Source organism: Wolbachia endosymbiont (group A) of Brachyopa scutellaris (assembly GCF_964026995.1).
In the GTDB taxonomy this organism is placed as follows: Bacteria; Pseudomonadota; Alphaproteobacteria; order Rickettsiales; family Anaplasmataceae; genus Wolbachia; species Wolbachia pipientis.
The window spans coordinates 726,217-747,897 of the sequence record NZ_OZ034720.1; the positions used below are offsets into that span (position 1 = coordinate 726,217).

A 21,681-nucleotide genomic window follows, 5' to 3' on the forward strand; every position below is an offset into this window, starting at 1 on the left:
ATTTATGGTGAGCAACTGCGCTACAACTAAATCGACAAATCTTAATAGGGGAAAAACTGACCTTACCCAGAAAAAGTGGAGAGAAAGTTTGGAATGTTTTTCACAAAGAGAATGATGAATCAAAATGCTCAGGAATGCAATAGTTAATAGTGGAGTGTCTACGTTGTTTGTTATAAAAAATTTCTATATATTCAAATATAGCAGTTTTGATATGCTGTTTAGAGTGCCGAGAGGTGTCTATTGGTAACTCCCTTTTTAGAGAACTGAAGAAGCTTTCCACAACAGAATTGTCGTAACAACAACCTTTATGACTCATCTATGTTTTTTATGGATAAGAGATATTGATAACCTTGCGAAGTATATTGTGAACCTTGATCACTATGTAATAGTAGATTTTTGGCAGGTTTACGCTTGTTAACGGCCATTAATAAAGAGTCCATAACCAATTGTTTATTTATTGAACTGCTCATTGACCAGCCAACTACCATGCGTGAATATAGATCGATTATTGTTGCCAAATATAGCCATCCTTCTTTGGTTTTTATATAAGTAATATCAGTTACCCATACTTTATTTGGTTGATCGACAATAAAGTTTTGGTCTAATATATTGGGAGCTACGACTCTACTGTCCGTTTGTTGTTTCTTAATTTTAAATTTTCTTCTCAATATAGCCTGAATACCATTTTTCTGCATAATACTTTGCACTGTTTTTAAGTTGCAACTTTTACCCAAAGCCTTTAATTCAGCATGAATTTTAGGAGCTCCATATCTACATTTAGAAGCTTGATATATTTTTTGAATATCTGCTAATAACTCTTTATTTGCTGATTCTCTACTGCTTATTTTCCTTGTAGTCCACTTATAGTAGCCACTAGCAGAAAACCCTACATAATTCCTGCACTTTATAGTGTTTACTATGCTCTTTTATGAAAAAATATTTTACTCTTTTTGACTGGCAAAATATCCCAGGGCTTTTTTTAAAATGTCTCTTTCTCTTGTTACTTTTGCTAACTCTTTCTGTAAATCAAATCTCTCTTTGTCATAAGGTGCTACATCTGGAAATGCATTTGCCGCTGACTTTTTTTCGTTATTTTTCTTCATCCATTTTCCTAATACACTATCCCTTATTCCTAGATCTCTTGCTACTTTTGCAACTGGTTGACCTACCTTTCTTTGTTCATTTGCCAGCTTAACAGCTTCCAATTTGAATTCTGCCGTATATTCTCTTGCCATTTCTAATCCTCCAAAATTTTATTTTACCCGAAAAAACTCCTTTCTTTCTCTCCACTTTTTCTGGGTAAGGTCACTCTATTTATAGTACAGATGAAGAGAATTGGATTTATATACCAGTGCCGAAAATAGTTGACAAAGATTGTGTATACTTATTACAATTGTTTGGGTACCAGAAGTTTTTACGGCAACAAAGTATGCACTAACTATAAGTAAGGAAGACTTTAAGTAGGCAATAAAAAAAATGAAGGAACGTTTAAAAGAGATTAAAGGAGAGAAGAAAAAGGGAATACGGCAGAAAATGAATCTTATTACAAATAGCATAAAGGGCTTTTATTCTAGTGTTAAATCGGACCTAGATTGGCAAGCCAAACGTAGTCTTATTAGGACATTAGTAAAAGAAGTCAACATTGATCTTGATAAAGTAGATGTAGTATTTAAGATCAAAGAACTTGAAAACCCCGCCCAGAATGGACAAAATCAAAAGATGGTACATTGTCTAAGGGGTCTGGGCACTGGGATGACATCTTTTTTCTTGGTACAAATTACTCTTATGTCTCAATATTTGTACAGTTGTGTTATCGGCCGTTTGATGTTTACAACGCAGGAAGTTCATACGGTTGTAAGTCAAGCGGTAGGATGACAAGATTTTGCAAGGGTATTTTTTTTATAGGAGATTAATATGGAAATTTTTCTTGATAGCGTTGATTTAAATGAAATTAAAGAACTAAAGGAGTTCATTGACGGCATAACAACTAATCCTTCTTTAATAGCAAAGTCCGGGCGTAAAGATAAATACGAGGATTTAGTGCGTGAAATATGCTCTATTATAAAAGGGCCTGTTAGTGTTGAAGTTGTTGCAGATAGCCATGAAGAGATGATCACAGAAGGTCTGAATTTAGCAAAAATTGCTGATAATGTTGTGATCAAATTACCTCTTATACATGAAGGATTAATTTCTTGTAAAAAGTTATGGACAGAGCATAAAATACCTGTTAACATCACATTATGTTTTTCTCCTGGACAAGCACTGCTTGCCGCTAAGGTCGGTGCTTGTTTTATTTCCCCCTTTGTTGGTCGCCTTGATGATATAAGCTATGATGGCTTATCGCTAATAGAAGATATATGTACTATATATTCTAATTACGGTTTTGATACTAAAGTTCTTGTTGCATCAGTGAGAAGCCCAGCGCATGTAATAGAAGCTGCAAGGCTTGGTGCTGATTCAATTACTGTGCCAGCAAAAGTACTTAGACAATTAATTAATCACCCACTTACTGACCAAGGACTAGCAATATTTGAAAAAGACTGGGGTGTAAAATAATAAACGGTTACAAATGAACATAAAAATTGGCGTATCCGTTCAGGCAATGGCGTCAACTTAAGAGCCTTCATTAGCAAACTCTCCTAAAGACATGATGGCGTTTGCTACCTTATTGCGGCTGCCCTGGTCGAATTTTAACTTTATAGCTAACCCAAGAAAGGTTTCCCTACATCATACCGCCGAGGCGCTAACGAGTAGCGGAATGACGAATTTGTTGTTTTTCAAATTGTAGGTAAACCTAAAGCTATAGAAAAAAAGAAGAACCAGTTTCTTAGTTTTTCATCGACATAATCCACTCCATATGCCATAATAAAATTTTATATCTTGGAGAAGGAAATGACATTAAGGTTAATACTACAAGAAGTCAACAGTAGTCCAGATCTGAGTAAGGAAAATTTAATTGATAGAATTAAAGATAAGCTGCAGCAGGAAAATCAACTTATATATGATGAGTGGAAAAAAAGCGAATTTGATATAAATTACACGTTTATAGTGCTCAAGTGCAATTTATTACTTATAGCAGCTGAAAATGGCTATGAAAAAGTAGTAAGATACTTAACAAAAAACGGAGCTAATGTTAATGTACAAGATGAATGGGAAAAAACCTCCTTACATTATTCTGCTCAGCATGGGCATGCACAAGTAGTAGAAGTTTTGCTAGAAGAAGGAGCAGACGTTAATGCACAAGATAAAGACGGAAGAACTCCTTTATATTATGCTGTTTATTACACTCATGGTGAACATCCAAGACTAAATTATCAACATCCAAAAGTAGCGAAACTTCTGCTAAATTATGGTGCAGATCCATCATTTATTCATAGACCTAAAGCTATAACAGCAGGAATTACTGTAGGTATATTAGCTGCCATTGTTGCTCCATTAGCACTCATTTATGCTACTGCATTACCTGCACTAGCAATAGTTGGAATTACTGTGGCATCTGCACTGATCGTTGGTGGAATTTCCTATGGGGTTGCATATAAGTCATCAGAGCATTCATTAAACAGTAAGCTAAGTGAGGTTAGATGCAGTAACATAGGTGGACAGACTACAGCTCCTAATTCACCACAGTAACCGCACCATGGCAGTGTTTGTATTTCTTTCCGGAGTTGCAAGGACATTTGTCGTTTCTTGAGACTTTGGGAAGTCTGCTATTTCTAGCAGAATGTAACCTATTGCCTATTTCCTGGTTGTCTGCTAACTTAAAGTGCGCTAGGCGGTGAATGGTGAGTTCCTTCCATTTTTCAAGCATCGACTCAAACATCAAGAAAGCTTCGCGTTTAAATTCATTCAGTGGATCTTTCTGCCCCATAGCACGTAAGCTTATGCTTTGTCTTAGGCTCTCTAGAACTGAAAGGTGTTCCCTCCATAAATGATCAAGTGTCATTATCATCATTTGCTTCACGATCGTATTCCACAAATCTGTAGTGTGCTGACTGTTGAAATATTTTTCTTTCTCAGTAAAAAATTCTTGTATCTTATCATTTACATAATTCAAAGCTTCTTGTTTATTCAAAAACTTTGCCAAGTCTTCTTTATCAAGCGTTGTTCCATACCTTGTATGAAATTCTTTGACTATATCTTCAATATAATCCTCATAATAGCCACTTTGGATTATACCTTCTACTACGCTCTCATTTACTTCGCTATACACTTCAAACAAATCATTAATTTCGTTGCCTAAGATATTGTTTCTCTGCTTAAAAATAACTTTACGTTGGTTGTTGATTACGTCATCAAACTTAAGTAGAGATTTCCGCACGTCATAGTTTCTAGCTTCAACTTTCTTTTGTGCTTTCTCGAGTGCCTTATTGATCCATGGATGATGAATAGCTTCGTTATTCTTTAGCCCTACTTTTTGTAAAAAGCTTCTCATTCTATCAGAACCAAATATTCTCATTAGGTCATCTTCAAGTGATAAAAAGAACTTAGAAAGCCCAGGATCCCCCTGACGACCAGAACGGCCGCGTAATTGATCATCTATTCTCCTGCTTTCATGTCTTTCGGTTCCAACCACACATAAACCACCAGCTTTTATAGCAATTTCCTTATCTTTTTTTACTCTTTCAACTATTTCTTGGTATTTTTTTTCTCTTTCATCAGCATTTTTTATCTTCTTTAGCTCCACCTTTGCAATCATTTCAGCATTTCCACCAAGCTGAATATCAGTTCCACGTCCTGCCATGTTAGTTGCTATAGTGATACTACCTGGCACTCCAGCTTGCGCTATTATGTACGCCTCTTGTTCATGATAACGAGCATTCAATACTGAATGCTTAAGAGAATGGCTTTGCAAAAGCGCAGAAAGCTTCTCAGAGTTTTCGATGCTCACCGTGCCAACAAGGACCGGTTGAAGGCGTTTGTAGCATTCTTCTATAAACTTCAACACAGCATTAAATTTTTCCTTTTCTGTACCGTAAATTTCATCATCAATATCAACTCTTTTTACAGGTACATTGGTTGGAATTTTTACTACATTTAATCTGTATATATCACGAAACTCTTCTGCCTCTGTTGCTGCTGTTCCCGTCATTCCGGAAAGTTTATTGTACATACGAAAGTAATTCTGAAATGTGACCGATGCTAAAGTTTGGTTTTCATGCTGAATTTCAAGATTCTCCTTCGCTTCAAGTGCCTGATGAAGACCATCGGAATATCTCCTGCCCTCCATCATACGCCCAGTAAATTCATCAATAATCACTACCTTGCCATCCTTTACTATATAATCTTTATCAGCAGTAAACAGCTTATATGCACGTAATGCTTGGTCTATATAATGAGTCATTATCATGCTGTCAGTATCATAGAGCGAGGAATTTTCAGGAATGAGATTGTATGACCTTAGTAGTTCCTCCACTCGTGAAATACCATCTTCAGTCAAGAATACCGTTCTACCTTTTTCATCTACTTCATAATCGGAGTCAACTAATTTGGTTACTATTTTATTGATATGCTTATATATCTGATTGTTTTCCTCAACCGGGCCAGAAATAATAAGCGGAGTGCGAGCTTCATCAATGAGTATTGAGTCCACTTCATCAACTATTCCGTAGTGAAAGCCTCTCTGAACCATGTCTTCTTGAGAAAATTTCATATTGTCTCGCAGGTAATCAAAGGCAAGCTCGTTATTTGTGGAATACACGATATCTGCACTGTAAGCCTCTTTCCTCTCTTCGTCTGTCAAGTTATTCGTAATAAACGCAACAGAAACCCCAAGAGAATTATATAATTTGCTCATCCACTCTGTGTCTCGTTTTGCAAGATAGTCGTTAACAGTTACGACATGTACGCCTTTCCCTTCTAAGGAATTTAGATATGCTGCTAAAGTTGCAACGAGTGTCTTTCCCTCTCCTGTTTTCATTTCTGATATCATGCCATTGTGGAGCACCATTCCACCAATCAGTTGAACATCAAAGTGCCTCATGTTAAGAAATCTTCGAGAGGCTTCACGCACAACTGCAAATGCAGGTACGAGAAGATCATTTAACGTTTTCCCATTTTTCAATTCTCGTTTGAATTCTTCAGTTTTACCAGCAAGCTCCTCATCAGATAAGCTCTGCATTTCTGTTTCTAATGCATTTATTTGCTGAACAATTTTCCTAAAGGATTTTATTATCTTCTTATTTGTTGACCCAAATATCTTTCTTATAAAAAAGAATGACAACGTAAAAATGAAAAATATAAGAATGGCTATCAAAATTAGCGGAGAATCTAGCATAAACTTAAGTAAAGTCTTATTTAATATGAGATTATATTACTAAATGCAGCCTACAGCAATTACATATTAGATTCGGGGAATCCTTATTCATATACTAAGGTAATAAACAAAGGAACACTTCCAACCCTGTTCTTGCAGGCACTGTTATTGAAATATTAAAGAATCTGTTGCATTACCTTAGGTACTTGGTGACCTTAATTTTTTATAGAAAGAAGTTATTCGTAGGTTTAGTAGGGTATGAATGTAGAAAACAAACAGTCTGAAGTACTTAGTAATCGTATATTTAAGAAGAGAGATGGCACATCAACAGGTGATCATGGTCGCAAGTATGAAGTAAAATTATTAATGCTGTATCTACTTCATGGGTTAAGTAGTAAAATTGACTTTTGGTTAGCATCAAACATAGAAGGTTTTGGAGCCTTTGATGATATTTTTTTTGAGTATAAAGATCAGAAGAACAAATCGAGAATTATCTTGGTTCAAGCTAAGCACTGCGATACACATCGCCCTTCGAAGAATATTACTTTTGAAGATTTGTTTATTGATGGAAACGACAGAAAGCGACAGAAAGAGGATTTCGGGTTAAACAAATATTTTGAATCTCATCCTGAGATTAAGCAAAACCCTGAGTGTAAGAACAGTGATATTACGCTTGTCATTCATACTAATGTCAATGTGAACCTAAAAAAAGGTACAGAGAAGCAAGGAAGTGTAGAAATATTAGAGAAGTATCTGGAAGAGTCAAAGTTAACAGATGATAACATTTTAAGTATTTATGAAGGTTACAGAGGAACGTGCTACAAAATAAAAAATCATACTGAACTGAAGAAATACTTCAGTTGTGGTAGTAACGATGAAATAGAAGATTTTTTACTTAGATTAAGGTTTGTAGTTAATCAACCTAATCATTCAAAATTAGATGATATTATTAAGAAAGAAATAGGAAATGTATACAAAATATCAGGCAAGAAAGACATTGACATGGTTTTTGACTTTGTACGCGGGAAGGTAGAAAAATGGTGGGAACAACAGGGTAGCGAAGTTTCTTATCTAACAAGAAAAGACGATTATTTTAGGGAAGTCATAGAACATCTTTATAGTCTCAAACTTAAAGAAGATCTACCTGAATTTTGGCAAGTCCCTCTTCGAAATTATAACTTTGTCGGCAGAGAAGCGCTGCTAGATAAAATAGAAGAATGCCTGAAAGCTAATGATACAGCAACACTAGTTGCTTGTCATGGACTAGGTGGAATAGGTAAAACACAATTAGCATTAGAATTTATTTGGAGTAAGTTCCAAAAATATAAAGGGATAATTTGGTTTGATGCACAAGACAGGAATACTTTAATCAACGAGTATATCAAGTTAGGACGTGAGCTAAACGTTATTCATGGTTACAGAGAAAACGTTCGTGAAGAAGATCACGCCAAGCATGTTAAGTATTGGCTAGAACACCCTGAACGTGCTGGGTGGCTACTGATATGCGATAACGCTCCTAACTACAAAGATATAGCAGATTTACTTCCTATAAAAGGAGGAAAGATATTATTAACTTCTCGTTATACATTTGGCTGGCCACAACCACAGAACACTATTTCTGTTGATGTTTTTGAATCTAGAGAATCAAGGGACTATATCTGTAAGATACTAGAAGTAAAAGGAAAAAAACTAGACATAACTCAAGTGGATACATTAGCAAAGACATTAGGTCATTTACCTTTAGCTTTAGCCCAAGCAAGCGCTTATATAAAGAAAACAGTTATAAGTATTTCAGACTATTTGAAATTATATAATGATAGAAAACGAACTTTATTATCTGATAAAACATTGCTCGAAACATTTCCAGCCGACGCTAATAGAGAGACTGCAGCAATAGTGTATGTTACATGGGACATCACAGTAGAAGCAATAAAAAAAGAATCCTTATTGGCAGCTAACTGGCTTACTGCTTGTGCTTACTTAGATGGTAGTCCTATTCCTCAATCTTTACTAGAAATCTTTGCTGATAATCAAGAAAATAATCCTTCCTTAGAAACTTTCCATGAAGCGTTTGGAATATTAATAAGTTACTCCATGTTAACTACCAAAGAAGATCATAGTATGTTAATACACAGCTTGGTTCAAGAAGTTATAAGGCTAAAGTCAGAGAAAAGTGGAAAAACTAAAGAAGACATAAAGACTGTTTTTCAACTATTACAAAAGGGTTTTCCTTACCACAGTAATAAATTAGAAGATTGTGCTAAGAAACGACAATTATTACCGCATTTAGAAGCGTTCTCATCACATATAGATGATTGGCTAAAAGAAAATCCTCTAGAAAAGCAAACAATAGAGAAGTATTATCTTGTCTTGTTAATATGGATGAGCAATGGATACTATGATTTAGGTGATCTTATAAGAAAAACGGAATTGCTTGAACAAGCTATACCTATCCTTCAGAAGCATTTTGGCCCTGATCACCCTGAAGTTGCTACACTACTGGTAAACCTTGGTATCGCTTATAATGCTTTAGGTAACCATAAGAAAGCAAAAGAGTTGCTTAACCGGGCTTTACCTATTTTTGAGAAACATTATGGCTCTGATTGTCCTAAAGTTGCTGTTGCACTGACAAACCTTGGTAACGCTTATGAGGATTTGGGTAATCCTCAGAAAGCAAAAAAGTTGTTTGAACAAGCTTTAGCAATTCAAGAAAAACATTATGGACCTGATCATTTTCAGGTTGCTATTACACTGACAAACCTAGGTAACTTTTATTATGCTTCAGGTAATCCTCAGAAAGCAAAAGAGTTGCTTGAACGGGCTTTACCTATCATCAAGAAACATTATGGCTCTGATCATTTTCAAACTGCTAAACTACTGGCAAACCTAGGTGTCATTTATGGAGATCTAGATGATCATAAGAAACAAAAGAAGTTGCTTAAACGGGCTTTACCTATTTTCGAAAAACATTATGGTCCTGATCATTTCGAAGTTGCTGGAGTAATAGTGAGTCTCGGTAACGCCTACAGGGATGTGGGTAATCCTCAGAAAGCAAAAGAGTTGCTTGAACAGGCTTTAGTAATTCAAGAGAAACATTATGGTCCTGACCATTTCGAAGTTGCTAAAACACTGACAAACCTTGGCATTACTTATGGGAATTTAAGTGATCATGAGAAAAAAAAGGAGTTGCTTGAGCAGGCTTTAGTAATTCAAGAGAAACATTATGGCCCTGACCATTTCAAAGTTGCTGTTACACTGGCAAATCTCGGTGACGCTTGTAATGCTTTAGGTAATCCCCAGAAAGCAAAAGAGTTGCTTGCACGAGCTTTACCTATTTTTGAGAAACGTTACGATTCTGATCATCCTAAAGTTGCTATTATACTAGTAAGCCTAGGTAACGTTTATGGAAATCTAAATGATCCTCAGAAAGCAAAAAAGTTGTTTGAGCGAGCTTTAGCAATTCAAGAGAAACATTATGGACTTGATCATTTCGAAGTTGCTAAACTACGGGCAAACCTCGGTCTTGTTTGTTATGCTTTGGGTGATCTTCAGAAAGCAAAGGAGCTGTCTGAACGGGCTTTACCTATTTTTGAGAAACATTACGGTCCTGACCATCTTGAAGTTGCTAAACTGTTGTCAAACTTAGGTGTCATTTATGGGGATCTAGGTAATTATAAGAAAAGAAAGGAATTACTTGAACGGGCTTTACCTGCTTTTAAGAAACATTGCAGGTCTTTCGAAGTTGCTGGACCACTGGCAAACCTCGGTAACGCTTATGGAGCTTTAGGTAATCATAAGAAAAAAAAGGAGTTACTTGAACAGGCTTTAGCAATTAAAGAGAAACACTATGGCCCTGATCACTTTGAAGTTGCTAAACTACTGGTAACCCTTGGCATTACTTATGGCATTTTAGGTAAACATAAGAAAAATCAAGAGTTGCTTAAACGGGCTTTACCTGTTCTTAAGAAACATTATGGCCCTGATCATCCAGAAATTGCTATTATACTAATAAGCCTCGGCATCTCTCATGGGGACTTAGGTAACCACGAGAAACAAAAGGAGGTGTTTGAACGGGCTTCATCCATCTTTAAGAAACATTACGGCCCTGATCACCCGGAAGTTGTGAAACTACTGGCAGAACTAGATGACATTTAGGTTTTTAGCAATACTGGATTAACAACAATTCATTTGAGCTACACTTCCAAAACTAATCTATTTGGATCTTCTATATAATTTTTTATTTTAACGAGGAAAGTCACTGCTCCTTTGCCATCAACTATTCTGTGGTCGTAAGAGAGAGCAATGTACATCATCGGTCTGATTTCTACTGCATTACCAACAGCAACTGGCCTGTTTTGTATCGAATGCATTCCAAGTATTCCAGATTGCGGGGGGTTTATTATCGGAGTAGAAAGAAGCGAACCGTATACTCCGCCGTTTGAGATAGTGAATGTTGCACCTTCCATTTCTGATACTTGTAATTTACCTTCGCGAGCTTTTTTGCCAAGAGCAACTAAAGTCAACTCAATTTCTGCAAATGACATCTGATCAGCACTCCGAATAACAGGTACAACAAGGCCTTTGTCAGTGCCAACAGCAACACCTATGTCATAGTAATGTTTATATATGATTTCATCGCCTGAGATTTCAGCGTTAATTTCAGGGATCTCTTTCAGTGCTTGCACTGCTGCCTTTATAAAAAACGACATGAAACCAAGTTTTATTCCATATTTTTTTTCAAAGGCATCCTTATATTTTGCTCTTAGATCCATGACATTTTTTATGTCAATTTCATTGAACGTGGTCAGTATTGCAGCAGTATTTTGCGATGCTTTCAAACGAGCGGCAATTACTTGCCTTATTTTACTCATTTTTACTCGTTCCTCTCTTTGCTCTCCACTTACTACACTTTTTGGCAATTCATATTGTTTTATTGCAGGCTGTTCTGTTTTGTTTATATGGCCTATTACATCTGCTTTTGTTATCCTATCTCCCATGCCAGTTCCTTTGACACTTTCTGCGCTGATTGCATTTTCCTCCATAATTTTACGAGCTGACGGAGCATCTTTTTTGGCAGAACTTTCGCTTTTATCTTCTTTTTTTGCTTCCTCTTTTACTTCTCCCACGGAAAGCTTCGCTAACAATTGATCAGGACTTATTACATCATCTTCTTTTATAAGAAATTCAGTTATTTGCCCTGAAGCTTCTGCAGTTAATTCGAGTGCTGTTTTGTCAGTTTCAATTTCAAAGATCAAGTCATCTACTTTTACTGCTTCTCCAATACCCTTCTTTATTTTTACTATACCTTCTGTAACTGATTCACCACCAAGAGTTTTTGGTGCTCTGATTTCTATAATTTTGCTCATAAAACAACTTCCGTATAAAACTTTCTATAGATTTATACATGAAAAGAGACATGTAATAAACTAATAAATTCATTGAGGCTCTTATCATTTAGAAGTGACAAACGGATAACATATTCCCAAATGTCATTCCAGCACGTGACGCTAGGCCATAAAAATTCCTTGACAAGCTTTGCCAGCACCCCTATCATGGTACTGAAGGTATTCAGTTATCTTCATCTGTGCAGATTAAACAGCAAAAAAAACAACGTAGTTGGCGTCTTATTTTTAATTTTTTGCACTATGTGCACCGTATGTCTTCACAACATTTCTGGGTTTTTACCTATATAAGCTGAAACGCGCTTACAAGCGTTTAAGACAGCAAAAAACGTCAAATTGACAAGGGAGAATTTGAATGCTAGCTACTACGGGGTTTCTTTGCCTTTTTTCCTGCTTAGTAAATTTCTCAAACACTTGCGGTGTAGGTTAGTTGCAAGTTAAAAGCAGCTAAATCGCTCTTAATCAAGCGTTTTAGAATAAAAAAAACGCCGATATTTTAGTACATAGTAAATAGCCAACCACCACGGGGCTTCTTTTGCCTTTTTTTTCATTTGGTAAATTTCTTAAATATTTATAGTTGCAATTTAAGAGCCCGTAAAGGGTGTCATTCCAGTGCTCCTTTTTTTGTCATCCCAGTGCTTGACACTGGGATCCAGTTTTCCATATAATCTCATCGAAAACATTGTATTTTAACGTAAAACATCTATTTTTATGCTTACCAACTTAATAAAATTCCTGGATCCCAGTGTCTGGGCACTGGGATGACACCATTCTTTTTTCTGGATTCCAGACTGGAATGACACCGTCTTGGATGGAAACCAGTGTCAGCTACTTGAATGACGAGAAAGGAGCTACTCGGATGACACCGTCTTGGATGGAAACCAGTGTTTGGGCACTAGAATCCAGTAAGCTTATTTATGCATATAAAAGGTTATTATTTTGTAAAGTCAAAGTTGCTTTTGGTTTTAAGTTAAAGTACAATAAATGCAAAGGTTTATATAATGAATTAAACTGGATCCAAGTAGTCAGCTACTTGAATGACATCAGACAAACAATCGTACACATGCTAGTCAAAATAGGTACCAGAGGAAGCAAGCTTGCAGTTGCCCAGGCTTTGGAAGCAAAACAAAAGTTGCTGGATTCTTTTCCTAACTTATCTATTGAAATTGTTAAAATAAAAACTTCTGGAGATAAGTATGCAAACGCAAATCTTGCTGAAATAGGAGGCAAAGGATTATTCATTAAAGAAATTGAGACTGAATTGCTCGAAAATAATATAGACATGGCAGTTCATTCGCTAAAAGATATGCCTGCGTTTTTCTCAGGGGGTTTAACAATTCCTTGTGTTTTAGAAAGGCTAAGTTCATGCGATGCGTTTATTTCTCATAAACACAATAGCCTTGAGTCTTTGCCACAGCAGGCTACTATTGCCACTTCTTCAATAAGAAGAAAAGTTCAGTTGTTAAATGTTAGACCAGATTTAAATATAGTACCGCTACGTGGAAATGTAACAACCAGATTGCAAAATCAAAGTTTTGATGGAATAATTCTAGCTGAAGCAGGACTCATAAGATTAGAAAAACATCACTTGATTACAGAGGTATTGCCACCAAAAGTTATGTTAAGTGCAGTGGGGCAGGGGGCGGTTTGTATTCAATGTAGAAGGAATGATGTAAAAATTATCGATCTTTTAGAGAAAATTAATAATAATATGTCTTTTATAAGAGTGAAATCAGAGCGCAGTTTTATGAAAACAGTGAATGGTTCGTGTTTCACACCACTTGCAGCTTTGGCTGAATATGTGAGCGAAAATATGCTACATCTTCGTTGTATGTTAGCAAATGAAAAAGATATATACTTTACTGAGCGCACTTCATTTATAGAAGATGCAGAAGAAATGGGTATGGATGCAGGATTAGAGTTGAAATCAAAATGCTTATAGGCTTACCTAAAGTACGTGGAATCTATCGTTATGACGTCTTAATGTCTAAAGCGACGTGGTTAAACGTCGGTGGACGAGCTGATGTGTTATTTAAACCATGTGATATTGAAGATTTAACATACTTGATTAAAAATACTGAGTTGCCAATTAACGTTATCGGTGCAACATCCAACATAATAGTACGAGATAGTGGCATTCGAGGAATAACAGTAAAATTAGGTAAGGAGTTTGCATATATTAAAAGTAAGGGTAACAACTCTATTGTTGCAGGTGGTGCTGCGCTGCTCAGGAACCTTGCTTACTTTGCAGGAGAGCAACAAATTAGTAGACTCGAGTTTCTAGTTGGAATTCCAGGAACAGTTGGTGGCGGAATAGAAATGAATGCAGGTGCGTATGGTAGTGACATCGCAAGCGTTGTACAATCCATAAAAGCAGTGAATCTAGAGGATGGAAACCTATATGAGTTCTCCAGCGAAGAAATGGGGTATTTTTACCGTGGACATAGCCTAAAAGGAAATTGGATTTTTGTTGAAGCTGAGTTTAAAGGAGTAAACTCAGAGTATGAGCTTATATTGCAAAGGTTAAAGGAAATTGTTGAGAGAAAAAATAAAAGCCAGCCAATAAGAGGAAAAACTGCTGGGTGCATATTCAAAAATCCAAAAAACTACCGAGCATGGGAGTTAATTGATAAATCTGGCTGCCTAGGGTTAAATATTGGTGGAGCTAGAATCTCTAAGAAACATTGTAACTTCTTGCTCAATTACGATAATGCAACTGCATCTGACTTGGAAAACCTTGGCAACAGAGTAAAAGATGCAGTAAAGGATAAATTTAATGTTGAACTTGAGTGGGAAATAAGGGTTTTGGGTAGCTATTAGATAGTTTTTATAGCTTCTGTATATTCGTTCAGGAGAACGGCAAATAAGGTAGACAAGTAATCTAAAAAAATAATCATAGAGAAAACGTGAGGTAATGTGGTTAATCTTGTAGAACTTTGCAAGAATCTAGAGAGAAAAATAGCAAAGTTATACCAATTCTCATTATTAGTGAATCAAATAAGCGATATTGTAGAGTTATTTAATTGTGGAGTGAGAAAGAAAGGCAATAGTATGGCTTTTTTTCCATTGTTGCCTATCCGTTTGTTGTGCAGTGGGAATTGGTATTAGCTGAACGGACACTATTGTTATACTATATCTTATATACAATTGTGCAATATGGATAATGGCAACAAATTTACTAACGAAATTCAGTGACTTATGATTGATAATTAAAGTTCTTAATTAGTAATTGTTCACACTTAATTCTTCAATCTCACTAATAGAAAGGCCAGTAAATTTGACAATAGTGTTAACATCAACATTATTAGCCAGCATTGCTTTTGCGACTTCAATTTTCCCTTCGATTTTCCCTTCCTCTTTACCAATTTTGATGCCTCTTTCTTCGCCAATTTGGATGCCTTTTTCAGTAGCAAGGTCAAGTCTGTATTCAAGAATGGCTTCTTCTTTGCGTAGATCCATTATTCTTTCTTCATACGCTACTAAATCTTTTTCATTCCAGCTAAACCTGTCTAATTCATCGTAGGCTAACTTTATTATTGGTGCTTTTTCTGCTATTTTCCTTAAGTCTTCTTCCGTAGTTTCATCTGCATATTTGAAGAAAAATAACCAACGATCCACTATGCTTTCTAGCTGTTCTTCCTTATTCTTAGGAAATTTAGGTAGTTCAATAAATACAAATTGAAAATCTTTTAAGTCATGCTCATTGGTTTTCTCATCTCTTATAGTGTGGCTGGATATATAATCAACTTCTTCAGGAAGTAAGTTACAATTTGATATAGCAATAAAGAAGACTTTCTTTAAATCAATGTAGTTGCCAGATTTATCTAATTGTCTTGAGTAAGCCTTAGCAGCATACAGTTGAGCTCGTTTTTCGAAGCCTTTATCGCGAGTAAGCTGCATTTCAATCACATACCTGGCCCCACTAGAATCCCTGCAAAGAACATCAACTATACTTTGCTTATCAGATGCAATTTCAGGATCCATTATAGTACTGAGGAATTCCACTTCTTGTATAGTATTTATCTCGGTAAATCCTAAAATATCATTCAAAAAATGTATGAGAATATTCTTATTTTTTTCAGTGCCAAATATTTTTTTGAAGGTCAAGTCCAGCTTAGGGTCGAGAAACTTAGATAAAGCCATAGCCAAAGTGCTTAAAAATATTAATAATTATACACACAATTATTCAACCATATTTTTGAAGATAGCTAGTTTCTGTATTTATTTTAAATTGAAGGAAGCTCAAATGAAAGATCGTGTTTTGCTAAAAATCACAGAATGCAGTCTGGTTACCTTAATTAGAAGTTTAGCTTTAACTTTAAATGGACTACTCAACCGTGACAGACTTAGCTAAATTTCTTGGACAATCTGCATCTAACCCTTTTTTTGCTGCAGTAAAGTAAGCAAGGAATTGCATAGCAACACTGTAGATGATTGGAGAGATAAAATTATCAGTGTCTGGAAGTTGCACCACATCTGCGCAAACTCCCCTTAGGAATGGCGCTCCTTGTTTATCACTGAAGGCAATTACTTTGCCTTTTCTTGCAATAATCTCTTGTATATTAGATAGCGTTTTAAAGAATAAATCATCATAAGGGATAATTGCTATAACAAGCACAGTAGAGTCTATTAAAGCAATAGAACCATGCTTCATTTCTCCCGCTGCAATACCAGTTGTATTGATATATGAAAGCTCTTTTATTTTCAATGCGCCTTCCATTGCAACTCCGTATGAACTTCCTCTGCCGATTAAAATAACGTTATTGTGTTCTAATATACTGCCCGATATATGTTGTATTTTCATCACATTCAAAACGTGCTCAACATACTCGGGAATAGAATTGATAGCACTGCTTAGCTGTTTTATTCTCTCTCCACCCAGTATACCTTTTATTTTTCCAAGCTCCACGGCAAAGCATGCTAAAGTTGCAAGTTGCGCAGAAAAGGTTTTTGTTGAAGCAACACCAATTTCTTGCCCAGCAAGAGTATGTAACACAATATCTGAGATCTTTTCAATGCTGCTGCTAAATGTATTAGTTATACTAATGATTGTTTGCTTCTGTGATTTTGCATAACGCAGCGCTTCTATGGTATCTGCAGTTTCACCAGATTGAGAAATGAATAACCCAATACTGCCTTCTTCCAGCTTGACGTTGCTATACCTAAATTCTGATGAGATTTCTAGATATACTCGAACTTGAGCAATACTTTCCAGCCAATACTTCGCTATTAGCCCAGCAAAATAAGATGACCCGCATCCAACTATAGTAATGTAACTCAGCTCAGAAAACAATTTTTTGTTAGCAAATATTACCTCTTTATATTGCTTGTGAAATTGATTTATTGTTTTGTTTAATGCACGCGGTTGCTCAAAAATCTCTTTTAACATGAAGCTAGGGTAACCATTTTTGCTAATTAGAAAATCACTTGGACTACTATTTTCTATACTGCGTTTAACTTGTGTACCATTGTTGTATATACTAACTCCACTAGATTTTATCACTGCAATGTCATCATCTTCCAAATGCGATATTTTTTCCACAAATGCACTTAAAGCATTAGAGTCAGATGCAGCAAACACTGTGTTACAGTTATAGCCTATTGCTAAAGGCAAATTTCTCTTCGCAACAAATAAGGCGTCTGGATATTCTGCAAATAATAAGACCAAGGCAAATGAGCCGTGTAGGTTGTTTAAACACTTAAATAGAGAATCAACTGGCGACAATCCTTCATCAAGATATAAGGTTAGCATGTTTGGTATGATCTCTGTGTCAGTGTCAGTATGGAATGACATTCCCCTTTCTTCTAGACCCTTTTTTAGCAGATTGTAATTCTCAATTATGCCGTTATGAGCAACAACAACATTATTTGTACGAATGGGGTGAGCATTTTTAAGGCCTGGGACTCCATGTGTAGCCCAGCGAGTATGTGCTATACCAACTGTACTGTGAGACATCTTGCTATCATCAACAACTTCACATAACCTTTCGACCTTACCTTCTGATTTTTTGACTTCTATCTTACCTTCGTTATTTATGATTGCTATACCTGAAGAGTCATATCCCCTATATTCCAATTTTTGCAACCCAGTTAGTAAAGTTGGTATTACTGAATCACCGCTACTTACTACACCAAATATTCCGCACACAACCAAATGAACCTTTTTTTAGAGTTATGAGGCATTTTTACCTTTATCGTCTTTTCCCTTTATACTTTCCTCTGGTTGATTTTTATTTTTTCTATCATTTTTTTCGATTTTGCCTTTTTCAATTGGTTTAGCTGCCACTTTTTGAGTTTCTTTGTTTAAAACTTCAGATATAGCAGACTTTAGGACTTTTATCTCAACTTTTGGTGCTATTTCTATTATAAATTGTGCATTTGCTCCATCAACCTTGTTAACTTCACCTATTATACCACCAGAAGTAATGACTGTATCACCACGTTTTATTTGATCTATCATCTTTCTATGTTCTTTTAGTTTTTTTTGCTGTGGGCGAATAATGAGAAAATAAAATACCACAAATATTAAAATCAGTGGAATAAAACTAGCAAAAGATGCGCTGATACTTGATGTATTGCTAGTTGCATCTGCTGCAAAAACTTCAGAAATGAACATATTTAATCCTAATTGTTAATGATAAAAATAAACCTATTTAAGTATTAATTACAATACCATACCATGTCAAGTTTGGTGGAAGCATTTCTCAATATCGGTTGCGAATTCTAAGTTATGCTAAAACTAATATGGCGGGAGTGATGAGACTTGAACTCACGACCTCATGCGTGACAGGCATGCGCTCTAACCAACTGAGCTACACCCCCCTAATTTCTTTTTAGCGTTTTCGGGCTTCAACTTTAAAGCTAATAAACATGTTGCCCTTTGTCAATATTTTTTGTTTGCGCTTTGCTGTCTTTTCTATTACTATGTAAATAATTTAATTTCACACATGGCTTGTACAAGTAGTCCCATTAGGGTTATGCCATGGAAGATAAACTATTTGGAGGAATGATATATGACAAATTTGCCTAAGGTCACTGTGCGTGATTTAGCCGAATCTGGTGTACATTTTGGTCACAAAATTAGTCGCTGGAACGCAAAAATGGCTCCATACATATATGGAGTGCATCAAGAAAATCGTATACATATAATTCATTTGCGAAAAACACTACCATTGCTACAGGTGGCCATGAAGGCTTTATATGACGTTGCATTTCAAGGTGGTCGCATTCTATTTGTTGGTACAAAGTTTCAAGCTTTTGATATTATTGCAAGTGAAGCGATTCGTTGTGGTCAATATTATGTGAATCATCGTTGGCTTGGTGGTATGCTTACTAATTGGGGCACTGTTTCTTCTTCGATAAAAACCTTGATGCAATATGAGAAAATATTAAATGACGAGGATAGCATTTTAACAAAGAAAGAATTGGGAAACATTGAAAAGAAAAAGCAAAAGCTTGATAAGGCGCTTGGCGGTATTAGAGAAATGGGAGCAATTCCTGATATCTTATTCATCATTGATACTAATAAAGAGCATATAGCGGTTAAGGAGGCTAAGAAGTTAGGAATTCCAATAGTTGCAATACTTGATACTAATTCTGATCCAGATGGTATTGCTTATCTAATACCTGGAAATGATGACTCAAGAAAATCAATAGAGCTCTATTGTAAATTAGCTACCGACTCTATATTAGCTGGAATAGAGTCTAGTCTAGCAAAATCTGGAGTTAAGATTGATGATATAAGGGGTGATGAGTTTATTCAAGAAAAAGAAGACGGTATTGTGCAAACTAAAAGGAGACGTAGTAAAGTTTACAAAGAAGAAGAAAGGGAGGTAGTAACAAATGAAGATGAATCCAGATGATATAAGAGAATTACGTGATAGAACAGGGCTTGGCTTAAGTGACTGTAAAAAAGCATTAGAAGAATGTGATGGTGACATTAAGAAAGCCGTTGATAAGTTACGTACAATAGGTCTTGCTAAAGCTGACAAAAAATCTGATAGAGTAGCTTCAGATGGGCTCGTTGCTATGTGTTTGACTGAAAATTGTGGTGTATTGATTGAACTCAATTGCGAAACCGATTTTGTTGCAAGGAATGAGAAATTTATAGAGTTAGTTTCAAATTTAGCATCAATTGCTCATCAAGAACGCTGTACTAGCGTTGATGAGTTAAAAAATGCCAAGTATGAAGGCATTGGCACAGTGCAGGAAGCTATTATGAATGGTACATCAGTTCTTGGTGAGAAGCTAGAGTTAAGCAAGCTTTGTTACTTAGAAGCTAAGGATGGAGTTATTGCTGGCTACGTACATGGTGATGTGTGTGGCTTAGGTAAGATTGGTGCTTTAATTGCATTGCAATCATCTGGTGATAAGGCGAAGCTACAAGAGATTGGGAAACAAATAGCTATGCATGTAGTTGCTATGAAGCCTGAAGCTTTGTCTATAGATGATTTAGATCAAATGAAGTTGAAAAATGAACGTTCTATAATTGAAGAGCAAGTGAGGGGCTTAAATAAACCTGAAGAAGTAGCAAAAAAAATAGTAGATGGACGAATGGCTAAGTACTATGAAGAAGTTGTTTTACTAGAACAAAAGTTCATAAAGGATGATAAAATAAAGGTTTCTGATTTTATAAAATCAAGCGAGATGAGTGCTATTAAATTATCTAATTACAAGTTACTTGTTTTGGGTAGTGCAAACTAAATGGTAAAAAATGTTTCCCTCAATAAATGAAAAAAGCGAAATAAAATATTCCAGAGTGTTATTTAAAATTTCTGGTGAAGCTTTAATGGGGTCACAGTCTTTTGGCTATGATATGGAAATAATAAGCCAATTGTGCAAAGATATAGCTGATATTAACAGGCTTGGAGTTCAGGTATGTATTGTTGTTGGTGGTGGTAATATCTTTCGTGGCACATCTGCGTCTTTAAGTGGCTGTGAAAGAGCAAGTAGTGATTATATTGGAATGCTTGCAACTATAATCAATGCTTTAATTTTACAAAACTTTTTAGAAAAAAATTTAATAGCTTCTAGGGTATTATCTGCAATACCCATGGCCACTGTATGTGAACCTTACATAAGAAGGAAAGCTATTCGTCATTTAGAAAAAGGTAGAGTGGTAATTTTTGCAGCAGGCACAGGCAACCCATTTTTTACTACAGATACAGCTGCAGCCTTACGTGCTGTTGAAATGAATTGTGATGTTATTCTAAAGGGTACGCAAGTAAATGGTGTATACTCCGCTGATCCGAAAAAAAATGAGGATGCTGTAATGTATGATAGGCTTTCTTACACGGATTTATTGACTCGTGATTTAAAAGTTATGGATGCATCAGCAATTTCACTTGCTCGTGAGAATTCTATTCCAATTATAGTTTTTTCTTTGAAGGGAGAAAAAATAGTCAATATTATTAAGGGTCAAGGTACTTATACTATAGTTTCAGATTGTAAACAGTAGGTAATTTATGTTAAATGAAATAAAAGCTAAAACAAAAGAAAGAATGCTAAAAACTATTCAGTCCTTTCATGATGATATTAAAGGCGTACGCACTGGTAGAGCTAGTGCATCTTTGCTTGATGGTATAGTTGTAAACATCTATGGTGGGCATCAAAAGTTAAATCAAGTTGCAGGCGTTTCGGTTATAGATAACAAAACCCTATCAATTAAAGTTTGGGACATTAGTGTTGTAGGTGAAGTGAAAAACGCTATATTAAATGCTAACCTGAATTTAAATCCTGTTGTCGAGGGTAGCACCATACGTATAGCTCTTCCGGACTTGACACAAGAAACCCGTGAAAAATTAGTGAAATTATTGCATCAGTTTGCTGAAAATGCACGGATTGCCATTAGAAATATACGTAGAGATATTATGGAAGAAACAGAAAAAATGAAGGAAAATAAAGAAATCTCAGAAGATGATTTTCATGGTGCTAAGAAGGAAATACAAAATATTACTGATGATAATATAAAAAAGATTGATGGTGAATTGTCCATCAAAGAAAAGGATATACTGAATCACTAAATGA

The 21,681-nt window shown here is 35.7% G+C and carries 19 protein-coding genes and 1 tRNA gene; 11 read left to right on the top strand and 9 right to left on the bottom strand.

What is annotated here, in order from left to right; genetic code table 11:
- Window positions 1–100 precede the first annotated feature (100 nt).
- From AAGD93_RS07650 to AAGD93_RS03585, 3 genes are read right to left on the bottom strand one after another with little or no spacing between them, the layout of a single operon-like run.
- Window positions 101–316 carry an IS3 family transposase gene (locus tag AAGD93_RS07650; protein WP_353277370.1) on the bottom strand — a complete coding sequence of 72 codons (216 nt, stop codon included), beginning with the start codon at window positions 314–316 and terminating at the stop codon, window positions 101–103.
- Window positions 306–920, bottom strand: coding sequence for an IS3 family transposase (locus AAGD93_RS03580; protein WP_341819903.1), 615 nt, complete (start codon window positions 918–920; stop codon window positions 306–308). Before AAGD93_RS03580 ends, AAGD93_RS07650 begins: the two co-directional genes overlap by 11 nt.
- 21 nt (window positions 921–941) lie before the next feature.
- Complete coding sequence (locus AAGD93_RS03585; RefSeq protein ID WP_341819051.1) at window positions 942–1,235, bottom strand: transposase; 294 nt, start codon at window positions 1,233–1,235, stop codon at window positions 942–944.
- A 241-nt stretch (window positions 1,236–1,476) separates the two neighbouring features.
- On the opposite strand from AAGD93_RS03585, the gene AAGD93_RS03590 reads away from it, so the two are divergent.
- From AAGD93_RS03590 to AAGD93_RS03600, 3 genes are all read left to right on the top strand, one after another.
- Window positions 1,477–1,875 (top strand): hypothetical protein, encoded by a 399-nt coding sequence (locus AAGD93_RS03590; protein ID WP_265040103.1) that lies wholly within the window; start codon window positions 1,477–1,479, stop codon window positions 1,873–1,875.
- Between the two features lie 39 nt (window positions 1,876–1,914).
- Window positions 1,915–2,556, top strand: coding sequence for a fructose-6-phosphate aldolase (gene fsa, locus AAGD93_RS03595; RefSeq protein ID WP_155968460.1), 642 nt, complete (start codon window positions 1,915–1,917; stop codon window positions 2,554–2,556).
- 336 nt (window positions 2,557–2,892) lie between these two features.
- Window positions 2,893–3,630: an ankyrin repeat domain-containing protein gene (locus AAGD93_RS03600; RefSeq protein ID WP_341819038.1), complete on the top strand. Its 738-nt coding sequence runs from the start codon at window positions 2,893–2,895 to the stop codon at window positions 3,628–3,630.
- Here AAGD93_RS03600 and secA read toward each other — a convergent pair.
- Window positions 3,614–6,274 (bottom strand): preprotein translocase subunit SecA, encoded by a 2,661-nt coding sequence (gene secA, locus AAGD93_RS03605; RefSeq protein WP_341819039.1) that lies wholly within the window; start codon window positions 6,272–6,274, stop codon window positions 3,614–3,616. The two genes, AAGD93_RS03600 and secA, sit on opposite strands and share 17 nt — an antisense overlap.
- 237 nt (window positions 6,275–6,511) lie before the next feature.
- Between secA and AAGD93_RS03610 the strand changes: the two genes are divergently transcribed.
- Window positions 6,512–10,408, top strand: a complete 3,897-nt coding sequence (locus tag AAGD93_RS03610) for a tetratricopeptide repeat protein (RefSeq protein ID WP_341819040.1) — start codon at window positions 6,512–6,514, stop codon at window positions 10,406–10,408.
- A gap of 38 nt (window positions 10,409–10,446) precedes the next feature.
- Here the strand turns inward: AAGD93_RS03610 and odhB are convergent, their stop codons facing one another.
- Window positions 10,447–11,619: a 2-oxoglutarate dehydrogenase complex dihydrolipoyllysine-residue succinyltransferase gene (gene odhB / locus AAGD93_RS03615; RefSeq protein WP_341819041.1), complete on the bottom strand. Its 1,173-nt coding sequence runs from the start codon at window positions 11,617–11,619 to the stop codon at window positions 10,447–10,449.
- Between the two features lie 1,099 nt (window positions 11,620–12,718).
- Here odhB and hemC point away from each other — a divergent pair.
- The 3 genes from hemC to AAGD93_RS03630 all read left to right on the top strand — a co-directional run bounded on the left by hemC (window position 12,719) and on the right by AAGD93_RS03630 (window position 14,763).
- Entirely contained in the window at window positions 12,719–13,597 is an 879-nt protein-coding gene (gene hemC, locus AAGD93_RS03620) for a hydroxymethylbilane synthase (RefSeq protein WP_265022165.1), read from the top strand.
- Complete coding sequence (gene murB / locus AAGD93_RS03625; protein WP_341819042.1) at window positions 13,588–14,475, top strand: UDP-N-acetylmuramate dehydrogenase; 888 nt, start codon at window positions 13,588–13,590, stop codon at window positions 14,473–14,475. The genes hemC and murB overlap by 10 nt, the downstream gene beginning before the upstream one ends.
- A gap of 96 nt (window positions 14,476–14,571) precedes the next feature.
- Window positions 14,572–14,763 (top strand): hypothetical protein, encoded by a 192-nt coding sequence (locus tag AAGD93_RS03630; RefSeq protein WP_182319086.1) that lies wholly within the window; start codon window positions 14,572–14,574, stop codon window positions 14,761–14,763.
- 114 nt (window positions 14,764–14,877) lie between these two features.
- Here AAGD93_RS03630 and AAGD93_RS03635 read toward each other — a convergent pair whose 3' ends face one another.
- The 4 genes from AAGD93_RS03635 to AAGD93_RS03650 form a co-directional block, all read right to left on the bottom strand.
- Window positions 14,878–15,798: an Rpn family recombination-promoting nuclease/putative transposase gene (locus AAGD93_RS03635; protein ID WP_341819043.1), complete on the bottom strand. Its 921-nt coding sequence runs from the start codon at window positions 15,796–15,798 to the stop codon at window positions 14,878–14,880.
- A 184-nt stretch (window positions 15,799–15,982) separates the two neighbouring features.
- On the bottom strand, window positions 15,983–17,803 hold the full coding sequence (glmS, locus tag AAGD93_RS03640; RefSeq protein WP_341819044.1) for a glutamine--fructose-6-phosphate transaminase (isomerizing): 1,821 nt from the start codon (window positions 17,801–17,803) through the stop codon (window positions 15,983–15,985).
- 24 nt (window positions 17,804–17,827) lie between these two features.
- Window positions 17,828–18,271 (bottom strand): preprotein translocase subunit YajC, encoded by a 444-nt coding sequence (yajC, locus tag AAGD93_RS03645; RefSeq protein WP_341819045.1) that lies wholly within the window; start codon window positions 18,269–18,271, stop codon window positions 17,828–17,830.
- A gap of 129 nt (window positions 18,272–18,400) precedes the next feature.
- Window positions 18,401–18,477: transfer RNA gene (locus tag AAGD93_RS03650), tRNA-Asp, on the bottom strand.
- Between the two features lie 191 nt (window positions 18,478–18,668).
- Here AAGD93_RS03650 and rpsB point away from each other — a divergent pair.
- Genes rpsB through frr form a run of 4 tightly spaced genes read left to right on the top strand, consistent with a single transcriptional unit; the run spans window position 18,669 to window position 21,677 of the window.
- Window positions 18,669–19,517, top strand: coding sequence for a 30S ribosomal protein S2 (gene rpsB, locus AAGD93_RS03655; RefSeq protein ID WP_341819046.1), 849 nt, complete (start codon window positions 18,669–18,671; stop codon window positions 19,515–19,517).
- Window positions 19,498–20,358 carry a translation elongation factor Ts gene (gene tsf / locus AAGD93_RS03660; protein ID WP_341819047.1) on the top strand — a complete coding sequence of 287 codons (861 nt, stop codon included), beginning with the start codon at window positions 19,498–19,500 and terminating at the stop codon, window positions 20,356–20,358. The genes rpsB and tsf overlap by 20 nt, the downstream gene beginning before the upstream one ends.
- A gap of 10 nt (window positions 20,359–20,368) precedes the next feature.
- Complete coding sequence (pyrH, locus tag AAGD93_RS03665) at window positions 20,369–21,112, top strand: UMP kinase (protein WP_410529881.1); 744 nt, start codon at window positions 20,369–20,371, stop codon at window positions 21,110–21,112.
- Window positions 21,113–21,119: 7 nt separating this feature from the next.
- On the top strand, window positions 21,120–21,677 hold the full coding sequence (gene frr / locus AAGD93_RS03670) for a ribosome recycling factor (RefSeq protein ID WP_010962658.1): 558 nt from the start codon (window positions 21,120–21,122) through the stop codon (window positions 21,675–21,677).
- The last annotated feature ends 4 nt before the right edge of the window (window positions 21,678–21,681 follow it).

What these genes read in the sequence shown, in the direction of transcription:
- AAGD93_RS07650 (WP_353277370.1), bottom strand. Translation starts at nt 316, where the DNA reads ATGAGTCATAAAGGTTGTTGTTACGACAATTCTGTTGTGGAAAGCTTC.
- AAGD93_RS03585 (WP_341819051.1), bottom strand. Translation starts at nt 1,235, where the DNA reads ATGGCAAGAGAATATACGGCAGAATTCAAATTGGAAGCTGTTAAGCTG.
- AAGD93_RS03590 (WP_265040103.1), top strand. Translation starts at nt 1,477, where the DNA reads ATGAAGGAACGTTTAAAAGAGATTAAAGGAGAGAAGAAAAAGGGAATA.
- fsa (WP_155968460.1), top strand. Translation starts at nt 1,915, where the DNA reads ATGGAAATTTTTCTTGATAGCGTTGATTTAAATGAAATTAAAGAACTA.
- AAGD93_RS03600 (WP_341819038.1), top strand. Translation starts at nt 2,893, where the DNA reads ATGACATTAAGGTTAATACTACAAGAAGTCAACAGTAGTCCAGATCTG.
- secA (WP_341819039.1), bottom strand. Translation starts at nt 6,274, where the DNA reads ATGCTAGATTCTCCGCTAATTTTGATAGCCATTCTTATATTTTTCATT.
- AAGD93_RS03610 (WP_341819040.1), top strand. Translation starts at nt 6,512, where the DNA reads ATGAATGTAGAAAACAAACAGTCTGAAGTACTTAGTAATCGTATATTT.
- odhB (WP_341819041.1), bottom strand. Translation starts at nt 11,619, where the DNA reads ATGAGCAAAATTATAGAAATCAGAGCACCAAAAACTCTTGGTGGTGAA.
- hemC (WP_265022165.1), top strand. Translation starts at nt 12,719, where the DNA reads ATGCTAGTCAAAATAGGTACCAGAGGAAGCAAGCTTGCAGTTGCCCAG.
- murB (WP_341819042.1), top strand. Translation starts at nt 13,588, where the DNA reads ATGCTTATAGGCTTACCTAAAGTACGTGGAATCTATCGTTATGACGTC.
- AAGD93_RS03635 (WP_341819043.1), bottom strand. Translation starts at nt 15,798, where the DNA reads ATGGCTTTATCTAAGTTTCTCGACCCTAAGCTGGACTTGACCTTCAAA.
- yajC (WP_341819045.1), bottom strand. Translation starts at nt 18,271, where the DNA reads ATGTTCATTTCTGAAGTTTTTGCAGCAGATGCAACTAGCAATACATCA.
- rpsB (WP_341819046.1), top strand. Translation starts at nt 18,669, where the DNA reads ATGACAAATTTGCCTAAGGTCACTGTGCGTGATTTAGCCGAATCTGGT.
- tsf (WP_341819047.1), top strand. Translation starts at nt 19,498, where the DNA reads ATGAAGATGAATCCAGATGATATAAGAGAATTACGTGATAGAACAGGG.
- pyrH (WP_410529881.1), top strand. Translation starts at nt 20,369, where the DNA reads ATGTTTCCCTCAATAAATGAAAAAAGCGAAATAAAATATTCCAGAGTG.
- frr (WP_010962658.1), top strand. Translation starts at nt 21,120, where the DNA reads ATGTTAAATGAAATAAAAGCTAAAACAAAAGAAAGAATGCTAAAAACT.